Annotated in this window: 16 protein-coding genes; 10 read left to right on the top strand and 6 right to left on the bottom strand. The window is 67.4% G+C overall.

Annotation, left to right across the window (positions count from 1 at the left end):
* Positions 1-3: 3 nt before the first annotated feature.
* The 9 genes from MXC11_RS09395 (at position 4) to MXC11_RS09355 (ending at position 10923) form a co-directional block, all read left to right on the top strand.
* Positions 4-477, top strand: coding sequence for a MotA/TolQ/ExbB proton channel family protein (locus MXC11_RS09395; RefSeq protein WP_250009454.1), 474 nt, complete (start codon positions 4-6; stop codon positions 475-477).
* An 11-nt stretch (positions 478-488) separates the two neighbouring features.
* Positions 489-809 (top strand): DUF2149 domain-containing protein, encoded by a 321-nt coding sequence (locus MXC11_RS09390; RefSeq protein WP_250009555.1) that lies wholly within the window; start codon positions 489-491, stop codon positions 807-809.
* Between the two features lie 38 nt (positions 810-847).
* Positions 848-1369, top strand: coding sequence for a hypothetical protein (locus MXC11_RS09385; protein WP_250009447.1), 522 nt, complete (start codon positions 848-850; stop codon positions 1367-1369).
* A 120-nt stretch (positions 1370-1489) separates the two neighbouring features.
* Positions 1490-1756, top strand: a complete 267-nt coding sequence (locus MXC11_RS09380) for a hypothetical protein (protein WP_250009439.1) — start codon at positions 1490-1492, stop codon at positions 1754-1756.
* Positions 1757-1896: 140 nt separating this feature from the next.
* Positions 1897-4422: an insulinase family protein gene (locus MXC11_RS09375; RefSeq protein WP_250009431.1), complete on the top strand. Its 2526-nt coding sequence runs from the start codon at positions 1897-1899 to the stop codon at positions 4420-4422.
* Between the two features lie 254 nt (positions 4423-4676).
* A complete protein-coding gene (locus MXC11_RS09370) occupies positions 4677-5843 on the top strand; it encodes a porin (protein WP_250009421.1) in 1167 nt (388 codons plus the stop codon).
* A gap of 234 nt (positions 5844-6077) precedes the next feature.
* Positions 6078-7241, top strand: a complete 1164-nt coding sequence (nosP, locus tag MXC11_RS09365; RefSeq protein ID WP_349665512.1) for a nitric oxide-sensing protein NosP — start codon at positions 6078-6080, stop codon at positions 7239-7241.
* Positions 7171-9810: a hybrid sensor histidine kinase/response regulator NahK/ErcS' gene (gene nahK / locus MXC11_RS09360; protein WP_250009409.1), complete on the top strand. Its 2640-nt coding sequence runs from the start codon at positions 7171-7173 to the stop codon at positions 9808-9810. The genes nosP and nahK overlap by 71 nt, the downstream gene beginning before the upstream one ends.
* A 102-nt stretch (positions 9811-9912) precedes the next feature.
* Positions 9913-10923: a zinc-dependent alcohol dehydrogenase family protein gene (locus MXC11_RS09355; RefSeq protein WP_250009384.1), complete on the top strand. Its 1011-nt coding sequence runs from the start codon at positions 9913-9915 to the stop codon at positions 10921-10923.
* 42 nt (positions 10924-10965) lie between these two features.
* Here MXC11_RS09355 and MXC11_RS09350 read toward each other — a convergent pair whose 3' ends face one another.
* The 6 genes from MXC11_RS09350 to MXC11_RS09325 all read right to left on the bottom strand — a co-directional run bounded on the left by MXC11_RS09350 (position 10966) and on the right by MXC11_RS09325 (position 16087).
* Entirely contained in the window at positions 10966-11631 is a 666-nt protein-coding gene (locus MXC11_RS09350) for a response regulator transcription factor (RefSeq protein ID WP_250009548.1), read from the bottom strand.
* A gap of 42 nt (positions 11632-11673) precedes the next feature.
* On the bottom strand, positions 11674-12219 hold the full coding sequence (locus MXC11_RS09345) for a PQQ-dependent catabolism-associated CXXCW motif protein (RefSeq protein ID WP_250009374.1): 546 nt from the start codon (positions 12217-12219) through the stop codon (positions 11674-11676).
* Between the two features lie 129 nt (positions 12220-12348).
* The gene (locus tag MXC11_RS09340; protein ID WP_250009368.1) at positions 12349-13140 is read right to left on the bottom strand and encodes an ABC transporter permease; all 792 of its coding nucleotides are present in this window, start codon (positions 13138-13140) and stop codon (positions 12349-12351) included.
* The gene (locus MXC11_RS09335; RefSeq protein ID WP_250009359.1) at positions 13137-13859 is read right to left on the bottom strand and encodes an ABC transporter ATP-binding protein; all 723 of its coding nucleotides are present in this window, start codon (positions 13857-13859) and stop codon (positions 13137-13139) included. Before MXC11_RS09335 ends, MXC11_RS09340 begins: the two co-directional genes overlap by 4 nt.
* Positions 13856-14827 (bottom strand): YVTN family beta-propeller repeat protein, encoded by a 972-nt coding sequence (locus MXC11_RS09330; protein ID WP_250009348.1) that lies wholly within the window; start codon positions 14825-14827, stop codon positions 13856-13858. Before MXC11_RS09330 ends, MXC11_RS09335 begins: the two co-directional genes overlap by 4 nt.
* Before the next feature lie 87 nt (positions 14828-14914).
* On the bottom strand, positions 14915-16087 hold the full coding sequence (locus MXC11_RS09325; RefSeq protein WP_250009336.1) for an ABC transporter substrate-binding protein: 1173 nt from the start codon (positions 16085-16087) through the stop codon (positions 14915-14917).
* Positions 16088-16238: 151 nt separating this feature from the next.
* Between MXC11_RS09325 and MXC11_RS09320 the strand changes: the two genes are divergently transcribed.
* Positions 16239-16676: a cupredoxin domain-containing protein gene (locus tag MXC11_RS09320; RefSeq protein ID WP_090214660.1), complete on the top strand. Its 438-nt coding sequence runs from the start codon at positions 16239-16241 to the stop codon at positions 16674-16676.
* The last annotated feature ends 5 nt before the right edge of the window (positions 16677-16681 follow it).

The following is a 16681-nucleotide window of genomic DNA, read 5'->3' as shown; positions in this document are numbered from 1 at the left end:
CTTATGAATGCACTGGAACAACTGATGTCCGAAGTGGCCGGCCTGTTTCTCAGCCCGGTCCTGCTGATGCTGGCGGCGATGTTCGTCTATGCGCTGTTCGAGTGGGGGCGCTTCATGCTGGAGCTGGTGCAGGGCGCGCGCCGTGCCCGGCCACTGGCGGCCTTTCACCGCCGCCATCCGCAGGCCGATGCGCAAGACATTGAGCTGCATCTGCTCAGGCGTCTGGAACCGCTTCGACTGGTCAGCCGGGTCGCGCCCATGCTCGGCCTGGTCGCCACCATGATTCCCATGGGGCCGGCGCTGATGTCGGTGGCCAATGGCGATTTTGCGGCGGTGGCCGACTCGCTGACCGTGGCGTTTGCTGCGGTGATCATTGCCCTGATGGCGGCCTCGATGGCGTTCTGGATGCTTTCGGTGCGCCGCCGCTGGCTGCTTGAGGAGCTCAAGCAGTTGCTGCATCAGGGGGCGGTGGCATGAAGCGCATCGGCCTGAACATCCTGGAAGACGAGGACGATGACCCGATCATCAGCGTGGTCAATCTGGTCGATCTGTTTCTGGTGATCATCGCGGTGCTGCTGATCATCGTGATGTCCAACCCCCTGAACCCGTTCACACAGGCCGAGGAGGTCATCGTGATCAAGAATCCGGGGCAGCCGAACATGGAGATGCTGGTACAGGAGGGCAAGGAGCTCAAGCAGTTCAAATCGACCGGCAGCATGGGCGAAGGGCAGGGCAGCAAGGCCGGGACGGCCTATCGCCTGGATGACGGCAGTATGATCTATGTACCGGAGGACGCCGCTCTGCAGTAATGTGCGTCCGCACAGTTGTGGATCAAGGATGTAGAGAAATGGGCACTCTGCAGCGCGTCACCCTCGAATACGTCGGTCTTGAAGATCGCATCCGTCTGACCGGCGAGCTGGCCAGCGGCGACACCGTGGTGCTGTGGCTCACCCAGCGGCTGGTGAATCGGTTGGTGCCACACCTCACCGCCTGGCTGGAGCGGCAGGTGGCGCCGGCCTCGAGCCGTCCCTCGATACAGGCCGCCCATCAGGAGCTGGTCCAGGGCTTTGCCCAGCAAGCGGCCCGTGCTCGGCTGGGGGCCGAGCCACCGGTGCGGGCCGCTGACTCAGACCCTGGATGGCGCGTGGACTCGATCGAGATCACCCCGCGCGAGGAGGGGGTAGTGCTCACCTTCAAGGGCGCCGCCGAGGCCCGTGTGACGCTACCCCTCGCTGCACAGCCGCTGCGCCAGTGGCTGGGGATCGTGTACGAGCAGTGCCTGCGTGGCGAATGGCCGACCAGCGTGTGGCCGGCATGGATGACACCCGCTGAGGCGGCACCGGAACCCCATCGTAGCCTGCTGCACTGAGTGGTGGGCACCCTCAGCGCCTGGTGCCCGGTACTACAGAGGCCCGCAGGGCGAGAACTGATCGGGTAGGTGGTGGCAAAATACGTCAAGCGCAACGCCCGCCCCGAGGAGCCCAAAGCAATGACTCACAAGACCCTGGACGATCTGGCCGCCACTTCATCCCACTTTGCTGTGGCACTGGAGTACCTGCGCGGTCAACGTGAACCCGACTATGACGCGCTGGAAATTCCACAGCCTGAACGCCCTGCGTTACTGACCCAGCAACGTGACTGGGCAGCCAACCGGCTGGTGGCCTGGGTCGACGCCCTCGAGTCGGTCGGGCACCTGGAAACCGATAACGCTGATGACCTGCAACATGAAATCGTGACGTTGTGGGAGGCGCGGTGATTGAGCCGCCCCAGGAACTCCGGAATTCCCGGAGTGGTTCACCGCTACCTTGGTAGCGTGTCAGACGCTACTTGAGCAGGATTGCCTGGTGCCACTCTGGCACGCAGGCTAGAGCGTGTTTCCAGCACACGGTGATCGGTATGGGCTGCGAGTTTCCCTCCCTGGCGCAGCGTACCTTGCACTTAGAAAACGGCGTGCAGGTTGCGCTGCTCCACGACCCGCAGACGACGCGCATCGCTTTAGCCGCCAGTCTGGCGGCGGGTAGTTTCCATGAGCCTGCGAGCTGGCCGGGCTTGGCGCATTTCATCGAGCATGCACTGTTTCTCGGCAGCCACGGATGTCCCGGGACGAGCGACTTCGCCGACTATGTGCATGCCCACGGTGGGCGCTACAACGCCCGCACGCTGGCCCTGCAGACCCTGTACTTGCTGGAAATGCCCGCCCGCCAGTGGCCGGCGGCGCTCGCTGCGCTGGATGATCTGCTGTTCCGTCCGCTGTTCTGCCGCGAACGCCTGCTGCGCGAGCGTGCGGTCCTGCACGCCGAGTATCTGGCGCGTTGCGTCGATGGCGCGCAGCAGGTGCAGGCTGCCATCGCTGAGCAGCTGCATCCCGGGCATCCGCTGTCGCGCTTTCATGCCGGCGCGCAGGACACTTTGCAGCCGCAGAGTACGCAGTTCATGATCGACCTGTGCGACTGGCATGCCCGTCACTATCGGGCGTCGAATCTGTGCCTGCTGATCAGCGGCCCCCAGCCGCTCGATGTATTGGAACGTCAAGTGCGCGAGCGTTTGAGCGCACTGTCGGCCGATCCGCCCGAGCCCATACCCGACTGGCCCGACTGTTGGCCGACCGAGCAGCCGGCGCGTGAACTGATCTTGCAGCAACCTGAAGCGGTTCGGCGCATGAGTCTGTGGTGGCCGATGGTGTTGGAGCCGGAGCTGCAAGAGTCCTTACAGACCCTGTTGGATCGTTCACTGCAACGTGCCGACGCTGGCAGCCTGGTAGGCGAGCTGCGCGCACGGGGCTGGGCACAGCGACTCGCGGTACAGGTGCAGCCAGCGGATGCCGGCAGCGTTCTTCTGATCCTGCATATCGACCTGCTGGATGCCGGCGCGAACCAGGAGCGGGCCATCGCCGCGCTCTGCTGCGACTGGCTCGAAAGCTGCGCCGCGAATCCTCGACTGCTGGCAGACGAGCCGGTCTGGCAGGCCATTTGCCGCGAGCAGGCTTGGCAGGAGTACGAACTGCCAGCCTTCGAGCGCGCCGCTCTGTGGGCCGAGCGCTGGCGCCGGCAGGGCGTTGGCGAATGGCGACCTTGGGCACCGGTGATGCTGAAAACCTTGGCGGCGTGTCTGGCTCGGCTAGAGCGGCGACGGATGATCGTGCAGTACGCCCGGCCCCATCTGCCCTGCGCAGTAACCACGCACTGGTTCCCCGTCCGTTGGCAGGCTCGCCCGCTGGCCGGCTTGCCGGCCCTTCAGTCGCTGAGTTGGCAGGCACCGCCGCCTAACCCCTTCCTGCCGTTCAGCCCCCCTCCAGCATCGGTGCTGCCGGGCAGCTCGTCCTCAATACGCCCGGGATATGCGGCGGTGCTGCTGTGCTGGCGTGGCGAAGATGCGCAGGGTGTGGTCCTGCCGGGTGCGCCGCTGGCGGAGGCGGCGCTGACGCAGCACTGGCGTGAGGCACTGGCGGATGCGCGACAGGCGGGTTGTGATTGGTGGTCGCTGGCGCATCCCAGCCAGCTGCGCTTCTGTCTGAGCGGTCCGGTGCAGTTGCTGGCGCCGGTCCTGTCGATGCTGCTGGCGGCACTGAACTGCCGCGACGGTGGGGCCTGGCGAGCGGCGTTGCGGCGTCAGGAGGCTGAGGATGCACAGCAGATGCTGTTGCGGCGGATGCTGAACCATCCGGCGGCACAATGTCGGCCAAGCGACGAGGCGTTGTCCGCTGCCGTACTGGCGCAGATTGATGACGAGGCTCTGCCAGCGTTACTGCGCGGCTTCCTGCGCGACTCGGCGCTGCATCGCCTGGATTTTGGTGCGGTGCCGGAGGAGGTCGGACAGGTGCTGCAGGGTTGGGGGAGGCTTGCGCCGGCGCCGCCGCCCGCATCCGCGCATCCCAAGCCTGGCGTGCACCGCCGCCATCTTGGCCTGGGTGGCGACGAGCAGGCGGTTCTGCTGCGACTGCTGGCACCGCGCATCGCGCCGCGCGAGGAAGCTGCCTGGCGCTTGCTGGCGGTATTGCGCCAGGGCGCGTTTTATCAGGCATTGCGGGTCGAGCAGGGGCTGGGGTACGCCTTGTTCAGCCGCTTCCAGGCGGGGGAGGCGGGGATCGAGCTGCAGTTCGGCGTGCAGTCTCCCCACGCCTCCGCCGAGCAACTGCAGGAGGCTATCCGCCGTTTTGTCGCAGTGGGCGCAGCGGCACTGGCGACGCTGCCCGAGGAGCGCCTGCAGCAAGCGCGTCAGGCCGTGCTTGACAGTCTGGCTGAGGCAGACGGGCAGCGCGCCCGCCGCCTGCGCGCTTGCCAGGCTTGGCTGAACGCTGAGCCTGCTGGCTGGACCGCTGCCGTACGTACGGCGCTGGCGGAACTATCGCAGGCCGAATTGTGCCAGGCAGCCACGGCGCTGCACGGGCCTGAGACGAGCTGGTACTGGCTGTTCGGCCACTGAGGCTCTACCCGGCTGCGGCGGCGGCTCATTCTCCCACTCGCTCATTCGCCCGGCGACCGTCTGCGCTGGGCGCAGCGGTGTACCTGAGTGTTCCATGGTGGCAGGGGATGAGCGCCTTTGGTATTGGGCCCTGTGGTCTTCCGAAAGTACGAGCGATCCGGGTCCTGCGCAGAATACGTAGCGTGCCGGCCGGCTCCCGATAATCGCTGCGACTGTTGGATCAGGCAGTCGTCCTGACGTAAGCGGAGACCAATATGAACAAGAACAAAGCCTGCTACTCCCTTCTGGCGGCTGCAACCGCCTTGGCATTCAGTTTGCCGGCTGCTGCCGAAATCGTTCTATACGACAAGGATGGCACCACTTTCTCTACCGATGGCTACTTTAATGCCTTCTATGTCAGCAGCGACGTGGATCGTGCCGGCGAGCAGTTCGATCGCAAGCAGTCGCGGGTCAAGATGGGCTTTTTGCCCAACTACATTGGCTTTAACTTCGGCAAGCAGGTCGATGATCTCAAGCTCGGCGGCCGCTCCTCGTTCTGGGTGACCATCAACGACAGCGAGCAGAACGGCACCGGTACCGCCATCGACGTGCGTCAGTTCTACGCCACCGCCAGCAACGACCAGTGGGGCGAGGTGCTGTTCGGCAAGGACTTCGGTTTGTTCGCCCGCTCCAACATCCTGCTCGACGAGCTGCTGGCCGGCTATGGCCAGGTCAGCGACACCCTGGGCCTGGTCGATGGCGGCGGCGTGTCCTTCGGCAACATCGGCAGCGGCTACCCGTACCCGTTCCCGACCTCGCAGATCACCTATCGCTCGCCGAACATGGGCGGCCTGCGCATCGCCGCCGGCATCATGGACCCGGTGGACACCAACGACAGCAGCGCGACCGGCAAGGCCTACCAGGAAAACCCGCGCTTCGAGACCGAGATCACCTACCAGTTCGACCTCGCCGGCGCGCAGATTTACTCTTGGATCAACGGAATGCAGCAGAACTCGGAGAACACCGACCGCAGCGTCGAGGACGTAACCTCCAAAGGTCTCGGCTACGGCGTGCAGGCCAAGATGGGCGGCCTGACCCTGACCGCCTCGGGCTTCCAGGCCGAGGGCATCAACCCGTTCTTCACCAACAACCTGACCGAGCCGACCCTGCGTGAAGTCGACAGCGACGGCTACCTGCTGCAGGGCTCCTACCGCTTCGGCAAGAACCGCGTGGCGCTGTCCTACGGCAAGACCAAGGATGACGGCAACGGCCTGGGCAGTGCGGCCGACTACGAAACCCGTGGTGTCGCCTACTTCCGCGATATCAACGACAACCTCAAGCTGGTCGCCGAGCTGAACCAGTTCGAGATCGACGGCAAGAATAACCCCGCCCTCGATGAGGACACCCGCACCTTCGCCGTGGGTGCGGTGCTGGCCTTCTGAGATCGTGCGCGGGCCGGAGCCCGACTCCGCCCGCGCCAGCCTGAACTCCCGTCGACTACCGAAGAGGAAAGCCGTAAGGCTTTCCTCTTCGTACGTGTGGGTGCGTGCTCGGCTGGCGGGGCGGGATCGCCGCGACCAAAGAAGGGGCGCGGCCAGTACCCAAGTAGCATTAGCCCGCCGTCTGCGCCTTTCTAGAATGCGCCTGTCTGTCTGTTCTACCGGCCCGGAGGCGACGTGGAAGAAGATCTGAACGACGTCGTCCGCATGGCCCTGTCCGAATCCAGCGATGCGGAAAGCGTGGCCCAGGACCTGGCCCGCCAGCTGATGCACCCGCACCTGGGCTGCGTGCTGTTCTTCTGCAGCGCCGAATACGACCTGCCGGCGCTGGCCGCCGCGCTGGAGCAGTACTTCGGTGGCGTGCGCCTGGTCGGCTGCACCACCGCCGGCGAGATCACCCCGCAGGGCTACGGGCGCGGCTGCGTCAGCGCGGTGGGCTTCGATCACCGCAGTTTCTCCATCGCCGCCGCGCGCATCGATGCGCTGGACAGCTTCAGCTTGCTCGACGCCCAACAGGTGGTCGCCCAGCTAACCGAGGAATGCCGCGGCAGCCGCCGCGAGCCGATCACCGGGCACAGCTTCGCGCTGACCCTGCTCGACGGCCTGTCCAGCCGCGAGGAGCTGGTGCTCTCCGCGCTGAACGCCGCCTTTGGCCGCATTCCGCACTTCGGCGGCTCGGCCGGCGACGACAACCATCTGACCCGCACCCACGTCTACCACGACGGCCGCTTCCACACCGGCGCCGCGGTGGTGGTGCTGGTGCACACCGCGCTGGACTTCGAGGTATTCACCACCCACCACATCCAGCCGCGCGAGGAGAAGCTGGTGGTCACCGCCGCCGACCCGGCCAGCCGCACGGTGTTCGAGTTGAACGCCGAGCCGGCGGCGCTGGAGTACGCGCGCCTGCTCGGCCTCGACCCGCAGCAGCTCGACCTCAAGACCTTCGCCCTGCACCCGCTGGCGGTGCGTCTCGGCGGGCAGTACTACATGCGCTCGATCCAGCGGGTCAACGCCGACCTGAGCCTGACCTTCTACTGCGCGGTGGAGAACGGCATCGTCCTCACCGCCATGCAGCCGGGGCCGCTGCTGCCCAACCTGCGCGGCCTGTTCGAGCGGCTCGAACGGCGCCTCGGTCCGCTGCTGCTGACCATCGGCTGCGACTGTTTCCTGCGCCGCATGGAGGTGGAAGCGCGCGGCCTGGTGGCCGACACCGCCGGCTTGCTGGTCGACCAGCGGGTGATCGGCTTCAACACCTACGGGGAGCAGTTCAATGGCATGCACATCAACCAGACCTTCACCGGCGTCGCCATCGGCCGATCCGGACGGGGCCTGTGCCGCTGAGCTGCGCGCGCGGCTCGCCGAACTGGAGGCGCGCAACGCCAAGCTGGAGCGGATCAACGCCGCGCTGATCGAACGGGTCGAGGCTGCCGGTCCCCAGGGGGCCGAGGCCTATGCGGCCTTCCAGCACTCGGCGGTGCTCGCCGAGCAGGTGCGCGAGCGCACCGATGCACTGAACCGGGCGATGACCGAGCTGCAGACCAGCAATGCGCTGCTGATCGAGGCACGCGGCCGCGCCGAGACCGCCCACCAGCACCTGATCGATGCCATCGAGAGCATCTCCGACGCCTTCGTGCTGTTCGACGCCGGGCAGCGCCTGCTGCTGTGCAACCGCCGCTTCCTCGCGCTGTGGGGCGATCTGCAGCATCGCGTGCGGCGTGGTATGCCGCTGGCCGAAGTGAAGCGGCTGGCGCGCAGTTCGCGGCTGCTGGTCGGGGAGCAGGGCGGCAGCGACCAGGAGCGTACTCTCTACCGCCTGCACGACGACCGCTGGGTGCAAGTCAGCGAGCGGCCGACCCGCGAGGGTGGGCTGGTGATCCTCTATACCGACATCACCGAGGTGAAGAATCACGAGATGGCGCGCCGCGAGCAGGCGGTGGCGCAGAAGTCGCGCCTGCTGCAGCGCACCATGGACAACCTGTCGCAGGGCGTGGCGGTGATCAATGCCGCCGGCGAGCTGGAGCTGTGGAACGGTCGCTTCCTCGAACTCACCGGGCTGGCGCCGATGGAGCCGCACCTGCCGTTCGCCGAGGTGATGGCGACCAGCGAGGTGGCCCTGCTCACCCCGACCAGCCGCGACGCCGGCGGCCGCCCGCTGCACGAGCGTGAGCAGCGCCTGGGCGACGGCCGGGTGCTGGAGATCCGCACCCACCCGATGCCCGCCGGCGGCTTCGTCAACACCTACAGCGACATCACCGAGCGCTACCGCTACGCCGAAACCCTGCGCGAGAGCGAGCGCTGGGTGCGGCTGATCACCGACCAGGTGCCTGCACTGATCGCCTACATCAGCCGCGAGCTGGCCTACGAGTTCACCAACAAGGTCTACGACGAGTGGTACGGCTGGCCACGCGGCGCCATGCTCGGGCGCAGCATCCAGGTGGTGCACAGCACGGAGCACTATCGCCTGCTCGAGCCCTATATCGAACGTGCCTTTGCCGGCGAGAGTGTCACCTTCGAGGTGGCCGAGCGCAGCCTCGGCGGCCAGGAGCGCTACATGCTGCGTTCCTATGTGCCGAATCGCGGGCCGGGCGGCGAGGTGCTGGGCATCTTCGTGCTGATCCGTGACATCACCGAGCGCCGGCGCACCGCCGAGGCGCTGCACCAGGCCTACCAGAATCTGGAAAAGCGCGTGCGCGAGCGCACTGCCGAGCTGACTGCGGTGAACAGCCAGCTGCGTGAGGAGATCGCCGAACGCGCCCGCGCTGAGGCGCGTCTGCGCGAGGCCAAGCGCGAGGCCGAGCAGGCCAACCTGTCGAAGACCAAGTTCCTCGCCGCGGTTAGCCACGATCTGCTGCAGCCGCTCAACGCCGCACGCCTGTTCACCAGTGCGCTGCTCGAACAGGCGGTGCCAGCCCCCGGCGCCAGCCTGATCCGCAACGTCAGCAACTCGCTGGAGGATGTGGAGAGCCTACTCGGCACCCTGGTCGATGTGTCCAAGCTCGACGCCGGGGTGATCAAGCCGGATGTCGGCGCCTTCGCGGTCGCCGACCTGCTCGACAACCTCGCCGCCGAGTACCGGCAGATCGCCGCCAGTGAGGGCCTGACTCTTGACTTCGTGCCCTGCTCGGCGCTGGTCAAGAGCGACACCCAATTGCTGGCGCGGGTGCTGCGCAACTTCCTCAGCAACGCGATCCGCTACACCGCCAGCGGCCGCGTGCTGCTCGGCTGCCGGCGGCGGCCGGGCGGGCTGTCCATCGAGGTGTGGGATACCGGCGCGGGGATCGCCGAAAGCCGCCGCGAGGAGATCTTCCAGGAGTTCAAGCGCGGCGCCCCGGTGCGCAGCACCCAGGATCGCGGCCTGGGTCTGGGGCTGGCCATCGTCGAGAAGATCGTGCGCATGCTCGGCCACCGCATCCGCGTGCACTCGCGCGAGGGCTTCGGCTCCTGCTTCGCCGTCGAGGTGCCCTACGCGCGCAGCGTGTCGCGGGTGCGCGAGCAGAGCGAGCTGCCGCCGCCGCCCGGCGAGCACCTGCGGGGTGCGCGGGTCTGGGTGGTCGACAATGACGCGGCGATCTGCGCCGGCATGCGCACCCTGCTCGAAGGCTGGGGCTGCAACGTGGTCACCGCGCTGTCCGGCGACGACCTGGCGCGCCAGGTCGACACCGTGCAGGGCGAGGCGGACATCCTGGTCGTCGACTACCACCTGGACAACGGCCACACCGGCGCCGAGCTGGTGCGCGAACTCAACGCCCGGCGCAGCGCGCCGCTGCCGGTGCTGATGATCACCGCCAACTACAGCAACGACCTCAAGCTGCAGATGCGTGAGCTGGGCCAGGTGCTGATGCATAAGCCGGTGCGGCCGATGAAGCTGAAGACGGCGATGAGCCATCTGCTGGAGCGCAGTCGCTGCTGAGGCGGCGGGCTGGATAAGCGCGCAGCCGCCTATTCACCCTGGCGTGGCGGCGCTGCGGCTCGACAGCAGGCATTTCCCGAGAGCGAGACGAGGAGTCGAGCGATGCAAGGCAAGGCAATCCATGTTCAGGTGGGCGGCGGTTACGAGCGGGTGCTGGTCGGCCAGTCGCAGGCCGCCGCGCCGCGGGCGGGCGAGATCAGCGTGCGGCTGCACGCCAGTTCGCTCAACTATCACGACTTCGCGGTGGTCAGCGGCATGTGGGGGCCGAGCGAGCCGCGCATCCCGATGGCCGACGGCGCCGGCGAGGTGATCGCGGTGGGCGAGGGCGTCGAGGAGTTCGCCGTCGGCGATGCGGTGGTCAGTACCTTCTTCCCCACCTGGCTGGCCGGCGAGCCGCCGGTCGAGGGCTTCGCCACGGTGCCGGGCGATGGCGTCGACGGTTATGCCCGCGAGTTCGTCACCGCGGCGGCGAGCGCCTTCACCCGTGCGCCGCGCGGCTGGAGCCATGCCGAGGCGGCGACCCTGACCACCGCAGGGCTTACCGCCTGGCGCGCGCTGATGGCTGACGGCGGCCTGAAGCCGGGCGACAGCGTGCTGGTGCAGGGCAGCGGTGGGGTCTCGGTGTTCGCCCTACAGTTCGCCCACCTGGCCGGTGCCACGGTGATCGCCACCTCGTCCTGCGACGCCAAGCTGGAGCGCCTGCGGGCGTTGGGTGCCAGCGCTACCATCAATTACCGCCGCACGCCGGAGTGGGGCGCGCGGGTGCGCGAGCTGAGCGGCGGGCGCGGCGTCGATCATGTCATCGAAGTTGGTGGGCCGGGCACCCTGGCGCAGTCGATGGAGGCGGTACGGGTCGGCGGGCACATTTCGCTGATCGGCATTCTCACCGGCCTGGGCGGCGAGCTGCCGATCATCCCGGCACTGCTCAAGCAGATCCGCCTGCAGGGTGTGCTGGTCGGCAGCCGTGTGCAGCAGCAGGACATGATTCGCGCCATCGAGGCCAGCGGTCTGCGTCCGCAGATCGACCGCCGCTTCGCGCTGGAAGAGATCGTCGCGGCTTTCCGCTATCAGGAAAGCAACCGCCACTTCGGCAAGATCTGCCTGGAGTTCTGAGGCGGTGCGGCCCGTTGCGACGGGTCGCACCGCACTGTGGACTCAGCGGCGCAGATAGGCGCTGAAGTCGATGTCGCCGGCGCTGAGGATTGCCTGCACACGGTTGTGCACGCCGAGCTTGCGCAGGATGGCGGAGACGTGGGCCTTGACCGTGGTCTCGGCGATGTTGAGGATATAGGCAATCTGCTTATTGGACTCGCCTTTGGTCATACGCTCCAATACCAGCAGCTGCTTGCGAGTCAGCGCCTGCAGCAGTTCCGGCGGGATGCCCGACTCGTCATGGCCGGTCCGTCGGGCGCTGGGCTTGCTGGAGCGGATAATCTCCGAGGGCAGGTAGACGTTGCCGTTGAGGATCTGCTCGATGGCCTCGGTCATCTGCGCGCGCGGCGAAGACTTGGTGATGAAACCGACCGCGCCGTAGGTAATGGCCTGCAGGACGATCTGCTTGTCTTCCTCGGCGGAGACGATCACCACCGGAATGGTCGGCGCCTCGTTGCGCAGGGTCATCAGACCGTTGAGACCGTGCATGCCGGGCATATTCAGATCGAGGAGGATCAGGTCGAGGTCGTCGTGCTCCTGGGTCAGAGCTAGCGCGCTGTCGAGGTCGGAGGTTTCCATCACCTCGCAGCCCTCGAAGCCGTCGCTGATGACGTTGTGGATGGCTTCGCGGAACAGCGGGTGGTCGTCGGCAATCAGGATCTTGTACATGGCCTTCACCAGATTCTTGTCGTTATCGATGGGGTGCGGCATTCAAGGCAGCGGTGCGGGGGTGGCGCCCTGCAGCGGCAGTCCGGCCTGCTGCCAGGCATCGACGCCGTCACGGTACCAGTACAGCCGGGTATAGCCCAGCGCGGCGGCGCGCTTGCTGGCGTTCCACGACAGCCAGCAGTCGGACTTGCAGTAGAACACCAGCGCGCGGCTACGGTCACCGCCGCTGGCCTGCTTGAGGTAGTGGACGAAGTAGTTCGACCAGCGAGATTCCAGACGGCCCTCGCCGACGTTGGCCAGCCACAGGCTGCCGGGGATGTTCTGGTGCGGCTCGTCGCTGGCGAACTGGCCGTGCAGCCAGGGGCGGCGGAACACGTCGATCAGCACCGGTTGTTCGGTGCCGTCCAATAGGCGCTGCAGGGTAGCGGTATCGACGGTCCGCGCACCGTCCACCGTGGCCGGGGTGGGGCTGCGGTAGCGGTCCAGGCGATAGCCGTCGGTGGAGAACAGCGCATCCTCTCCGGCCTGGGCGGAGAGCAGGCCGCACAGCAGCGGCAGGCAGAGCACGGCAGCGAGCAGTCGCGACATGGCAGGGGTTTCCCTTGTTGTTTGCGACTATTTATCGGCCAGGCGCAGTGCTTTGGGAATTCTACGATGGAGGCGAAAGGCGGCACCAAAGTAGTAATTTCGCGAAAAGTCCGTCATCCATGGCGCGCCCTAGGCATTGCGCCTGAGCGCGGCGTGCTGCGGGTTGAAGGTCAGCACGGCGAGCAGGCTGCACAGCGCGGTGACGCCCAGGCAGACCAGCAGGGCGGTGACGCTCAGGCGCTGGTAGAGGGCGAAGCGTACCAGCTCCACCGCGTGGCTGAACGGGTTGAGGGCGCACAGCCAGTACAGCCATTCGCTGGCCTCGCGCATCTTCCACAGCGGGTAGAGCGCCGAGGACAGGAAGAACAGCGGGAAGATCACGAAGTTCATCACCCCGGCGAAGTTCTCCAGCTGGCGGATGCCGTTGGACAGCAGCAGCCCCAGCGCCGCCAGCATCAGCGCGGCGAGCAGCAGCGCCGGCAACGCGCAGAGCAGGCCCCAGGCCGGCGGCTGCACGCCGTACAGCCAGGCGATGGCGAGGAAGGCGTAGACCTGCAGCAGCGACAGCAGGCTGGTGGCCAGCAGCTTGGCGGCGAGCAGGAACGGCCGCGGCAGCGGGCTCATCAACAGCACGCGCATGCTGCCCATCTCGCGGTCGTAGACCATCGACAGCGAGCCCTGCATGCCGTTAAACAGCAGGATCATGCAGGCCAGACCGGGGACGATGTAGGTCTCGTAGGTGATGTAGGTGTCGTAGGGCTCGATGATCGATATGCCCAGTGCGGCGCGGAAGCCGGCGGCGAACACCAGCAGCCACAGCAGCGGGCGCACCAGCGCGCTGAGAAAGCGCGAGCGCTGCTGGACGAAGCGCAGCCATTCGCGCAGCACGATGCCGCGCAGGCATTCCAGGTAGGCGGTCATGCGGCAACCTCCGTCAGGCGGGCGAAGCTGGCGGACAGGTCCTCGCCGCCTTCGGCGAGGCTGGCCGCCGTGCCGCGCGCGACCAGCCGGCCACGATGCAGGATCAGCAGCGGGTCGTCGGCCTGCACCTCGTCGAACAGGTGGGTGGTCCACAGCACGGTCAGGCCGTCCTCAGCGCACAGCTGGCGCACGTGCTTGTTGAGCGCCTGGCGGCTGGCCGGGTCTAGGCCGGCGCTGGCCTCGTCGAGCAGCAGCAGCTGCGGCCGGTGCAACAGGGCGCGGGCGATCTCCACCCGGCGGCGGTGGCCGCCGTTGAGCGCGCGTACTGGCTCGCGGCGGCGCTCGGCGAGCTGCTGGCGGCCCAGTTCCAGCTCGATACGCTCCTTGGCAAGAGCGCGCGGCAGGCCATGCAGGGCGGCGTGGTAGCGCAGGTTCTGCTCCACCGAGAGGTCGAGATCGAGAGTGCTCTGCTGGAACACCACGCCGATCTGCGCCAGCGCGCGGCGCGGCTGCTGGCGGATCGAGCAGTCGCCGATGCGGATGTCGCCCTCCTGCAGCTCGTAGAGGCGGGTGAGCAGGGCGATCAGGGTCGACTTGCCGGCGCCGTTGGGGCCGAGCAGGGCGTTGAAGCGCCCGGGCGCCAGGCTGAAGTTCAGCCCGCTGAGGGCCTGGCGCGCGCCGTAGGCGAAGCCGAGCCCGGAGGCTTCGAGGCCGCTCATGGCGTCACCACCACGCCCCACGGGTAGCGGCCGACCTTGATCGACTTGGTGACCTTGAGGCTGGCGAGGTCAATCACCGAGACATCGCCGCTGACCCCGTTGGTGGTCAGCAGCTGCTTCTCGCCGGGGGTTAAGGCCATGTGCCAGACGCGGCGGCCGACCAGCAGGTAGTCGAGCACCTCGTAGGTCTTGGCATCGACCACCGCCACGTGGTTGGCCGGGCCGAGGGCGACGAAGGCGTACTTGCCGTCGGCGGTCAGCTTGACCCCGACCGGCTGCACCTTGTCCGGGTGCACGCCCTTGATCGCGAAGTTGAGCACCTTGACCGGCTGGCGGGTGGCCACGTCGATCACCGTCACCGTGCCGCCGATTTCCGCCGAGGCCCACAGCAGCTTGCCGTCGTGGCTGAACTCGACGTGGCGCGGGCGCTGGTCGACCTGGGTGTTGTCGACCAACTCGTGGCTGGCGGTGTCGATCCAGTGCAGCATGCTGGTGGTCTCGCTGGTGTTCACCGCCCACTTGCCGTCCGGGCTGACCGCCATGCCTTCGGGCTCGACGCCGACGTCGATCTGCGCCAGCACCTGCTCGCTGTCGACGTCGACCACGGTGACCAGCGCGTCGTCCTCGTTGGAGATGTACAGCCACTTGTCGTTGGGGTGCAGGGCGAACTGCTCGGGGTCGGCGCCGGAGGGCAGCTCCTTGACGATCTTGCGGGTGGCCAGGTCCATCACCTGCACGCGGTCGGAGTCGCTGGCGCAGATGTACAGCAGCTTGTGGTCGCTGGACAGGGTCAGGCCGCGCGGGCGCATGCCGACCTCCAGCGTTTCCACCGTTTCCAGCTTGTCGAGGTCGATCACGCTGAGGGTGTTGTCCTTCTCGTTGGACACGTAGGCTGTGGCGGCCAGCAGCGGGCCGGCGGCGCCCAGCAGCGGCGCGGCGATCAGGGTGGCGAGCAGGGTCTTGTGCATGGTGGGCCTCTTGTTGTGGTTGTCGGGCGGTTCATGGGTGCGCGCGGCGCACCCTGCAAGGCCGCAGTCGCAGGGTATGGGCTGGCTTCAGCCGCCGTTGGCGGCCAGGTTGCAGCGGCTTTCCGGGCGGTCGAAGCCCAGGCTGTCGAGGTCGGTGAGCGGGTGCAGGAAGCCGTCCTGCGGCGAGGTGGTGACCAGCGCACGCGGGTGCACCACGGGGATCGGCTGGCGCAGCTGGCCGTTCCAGTCGCGGTAGCTGAGCTTGCGACCCTTGAAGCCGTCCAGCGGCAGTTCGCCGGACAGCGCCAGCTGGCGGATCGCTGCCGGATCGCTGCTCTTCAGCTTGCCGACTGCGGCTGCGACGCTGCGCACGGCGATCCAGGCGGCGAAGTCGCGGTCGTTCATCCAGCGCTTGGCGTGCTCCTCGAAGCGCTTCTGCAGCTGGGCGGCGCCGTAGGTTTCCACGGTCTTGTGCCAGCCGGTCGGGGTCAGGCCCTGGGTGCCGGCCACCGGGCGCGGGTACCAGGTGTGGTAGGGCACGTACTCGCCGAAGTCGCCGCGCTCGTCGGCGACCAGCACCACGTCGTACTCGGCGGTCTGGGTGAACAGCGGCATCTCGGCCTGGGCGCTGCGGCGCTGGTCGTTGTCGAAGGTCCACGGCTTCTCGGCGACGATCTTCACCCCGAAGCGCTTGGCGGCGCGGCGCAGGGCGTCGGCGTAGGCCTGGTCGTCGGCGGTCGGGCCGGGAATCAGCAGGGCGCGGTTCCACTTGCGCACGGCGAGGAACTGGCCGAGGGCGTCGGCGAGCATGGCGCGGCTGGGCAGGGTGTGCAGCACGTTGCTCGCGCAGGCGTCGGTGCGCAGGCCATCGTCGGCGCTGCCGGCGTTGAACAGCAGGCTGTCGGGCAGCGCCGCGCTCAGTTCGCGCAGGCTGTCGGCCGGGGCGTTGACCACGAACAGGCGCAGGCCGGCCGCGTGCAGAGCGCGCGCCCGCTCCAGCAGCGCTGCGGGGCTGTTGGCCTCGGCGCTCTCCAGCCGGTAGCTGTGCTTGAGGAAGCGCCCGGTGCTGTTGCTGTCGGCGATGGCCAGTTCGGCGCCGCGCAGGCCGGCGTCCTCCGGCTCGGGAATGACGTTGGAGAGCACAGGGCCGCGCTCGGGCGTGTGCTCCAGGTAGCCGATGCGGATGTCCAGCGCGGCTTGGGCGACGCCGGCCGCCAGCAGGCCGAGGGTGGTGATCAGGCAGGGCAGCAGTGTGCGCATGGACAGCCTCCTTGGGGATGCTGCCAGCTTAGGAAGGGCGGGAGGCTGGGCAAATATGCAGAAAGTAGCGCCGGACCGGTACCAAGGTACTGGTCCGGCGGCGGGATGCGGCTTTTAGGATGGGCCTACAACGACAATAAGGAACCCCGCCATGTCTTCGCTCAGAACCCTGTGCCTGCCCGTCCTGCTGATTCTCGGCATGGTCGGTTTCGACACCAGCCACGCCGCCGGCGACCTGACCCGCCGCACCGAGGCGCTACCCGATCTGGTGATGGGCTCGGAAGCCAGCGACTACAGCCTGTCGCAGACCGAGTACCAGTTGGAGACCGGCAAGGCCTACCAGCTGAAGATCGTTTCCACCGGGCGCAAGGAGTACGCCTTCCAGGCGCCGGAATTCGCCACCGCCATCTACCTGCGCAAGGTCGAGGCCGGCGGCGTGGAGATCAAGGCGGTGACCCTCACCGAACTGGAGTTCGAGGATGTCGGCGAGGCGGAGATCTACTTCGTGCCGATCAAGCCCGGCAAGTTCCGCTTCTACAACAAGGGGCTGGAAGGCAAGGGCATGCAGGGCACCTTCGTGGTGCGCTGAGAACC

It is taken from the genome of Pseudomonas eutrophicaquae (assembly GCF_023544715.1).
Lineage (GTDB): Bacteria > Pseudomonadota > Gammaproteobacteria > Pseudomonadales > Pseudomonadaceae > Geopseudomonas.
The sequence above is the reverse complement of the archived record's forward strand: the minus strand, read 5'-3'. Positions and strand labels throughout refer to the sequence as shown.

Bases quoted from the DNA above. Each gene is read 5' to 3' on its own strand.
- MXC11_RS09395 (WP_250009454.1), top strand. From the start codon at position 4: ATGAATGCACTGGAACAACTGATGTCCGAAGTGGCCGGCCTGTTTCTC.
- MXC11_RS09385 (WP_250009447.1), top strand. From the start codon at position 848: ATGGGCACTCTGCAGCGCGTCACCCTCGAATACGTCGGTCTTGAAGAT.
- MXC11_RS09380 (WP_250009439.1), top strand. From the start codon at position 1,490: ATGACTCACAAGACCCTGGACGATCTGGCCGCCACTTCATCCCACTTT.
- MXC11_RS09375 (WP_250009431.1), top strand. From the start codon at position 1,897: ATGGGCTGCGAGTTTCCCTCCCTGGCGCAGCGTACCTTGCACTTAGAA.
- MXC11_RS09370 (WP_250009421.1), top strand. From the start codon at position 4,677: ATGAACAAGAACAAAGCCTGCTACTCCCTTCTGGCGGCTGCAACCGCC.
- nahK (WP_250009409.1), top strand. From the start codon at position 7,171: ATGGCATGCACATCAACCAGACCTTCACCGGCGTCGCCATCGGCCGAT.
- MXC11_RS09355 (WP_250009384.1), top strand. From the start codon at position 9,913: ATGCAAGGCAAGGCAATCCATGTTCAGGTGGGCGGCGGTTACGAGCGG.
- MXC11_RS09350 (WP_250009548.1), bottom strand. From the start codon at position 11,631: ATGTACAAGATCCTGATTGCCGACGACCACCCGCTGTTCCGCGAAGCC.
- MXC11_RS09345 (WP_250009374.1), bottom strand. From the start codon at position 12,219: ATGTCGCGACTGCTCGCTGCCGTGCTCTGCCTGCCGCTGCTGTGCGGC.
- MXC11_RS09340 (WP_250009368.1), bottom strand. From the start codon at position 13,140: ATGACCGCCTACCTGGAATGCCTGCGCGGCATCGTGCTGCGCGAATGG.
- MXC11_RS09335 (WP_250009359.1), bottom strand. From the start codon at position 13,859: ATGAGCGGCCTCGAAGCCTCCGGGCTCGGCTTCGCCTACGGCGCGCGC.
- MXC11_RS09330 (WP_250009348.1), bottom strand. From the start codon at position 14,827: ATGCACAAGACCCTGCTCGCCACCCTGATCGCCGCGCCGCTGCTGGGC.
- MXC11_RS09325 (WP_250009336.1), bottom strand. From the start codon at position 16,087: ATGCGCACACTGCTGCCCTGCCTGATCACCACCCTCGGCCTGCTGGCG.
- MXC11_RS09320 (WP_090214660.1), top strand. From the start codon at position 16,239: ATGTCTTCGCTCAGAACCCTGTGCCTGCCCGTCCTGCTGATTCTCGGC.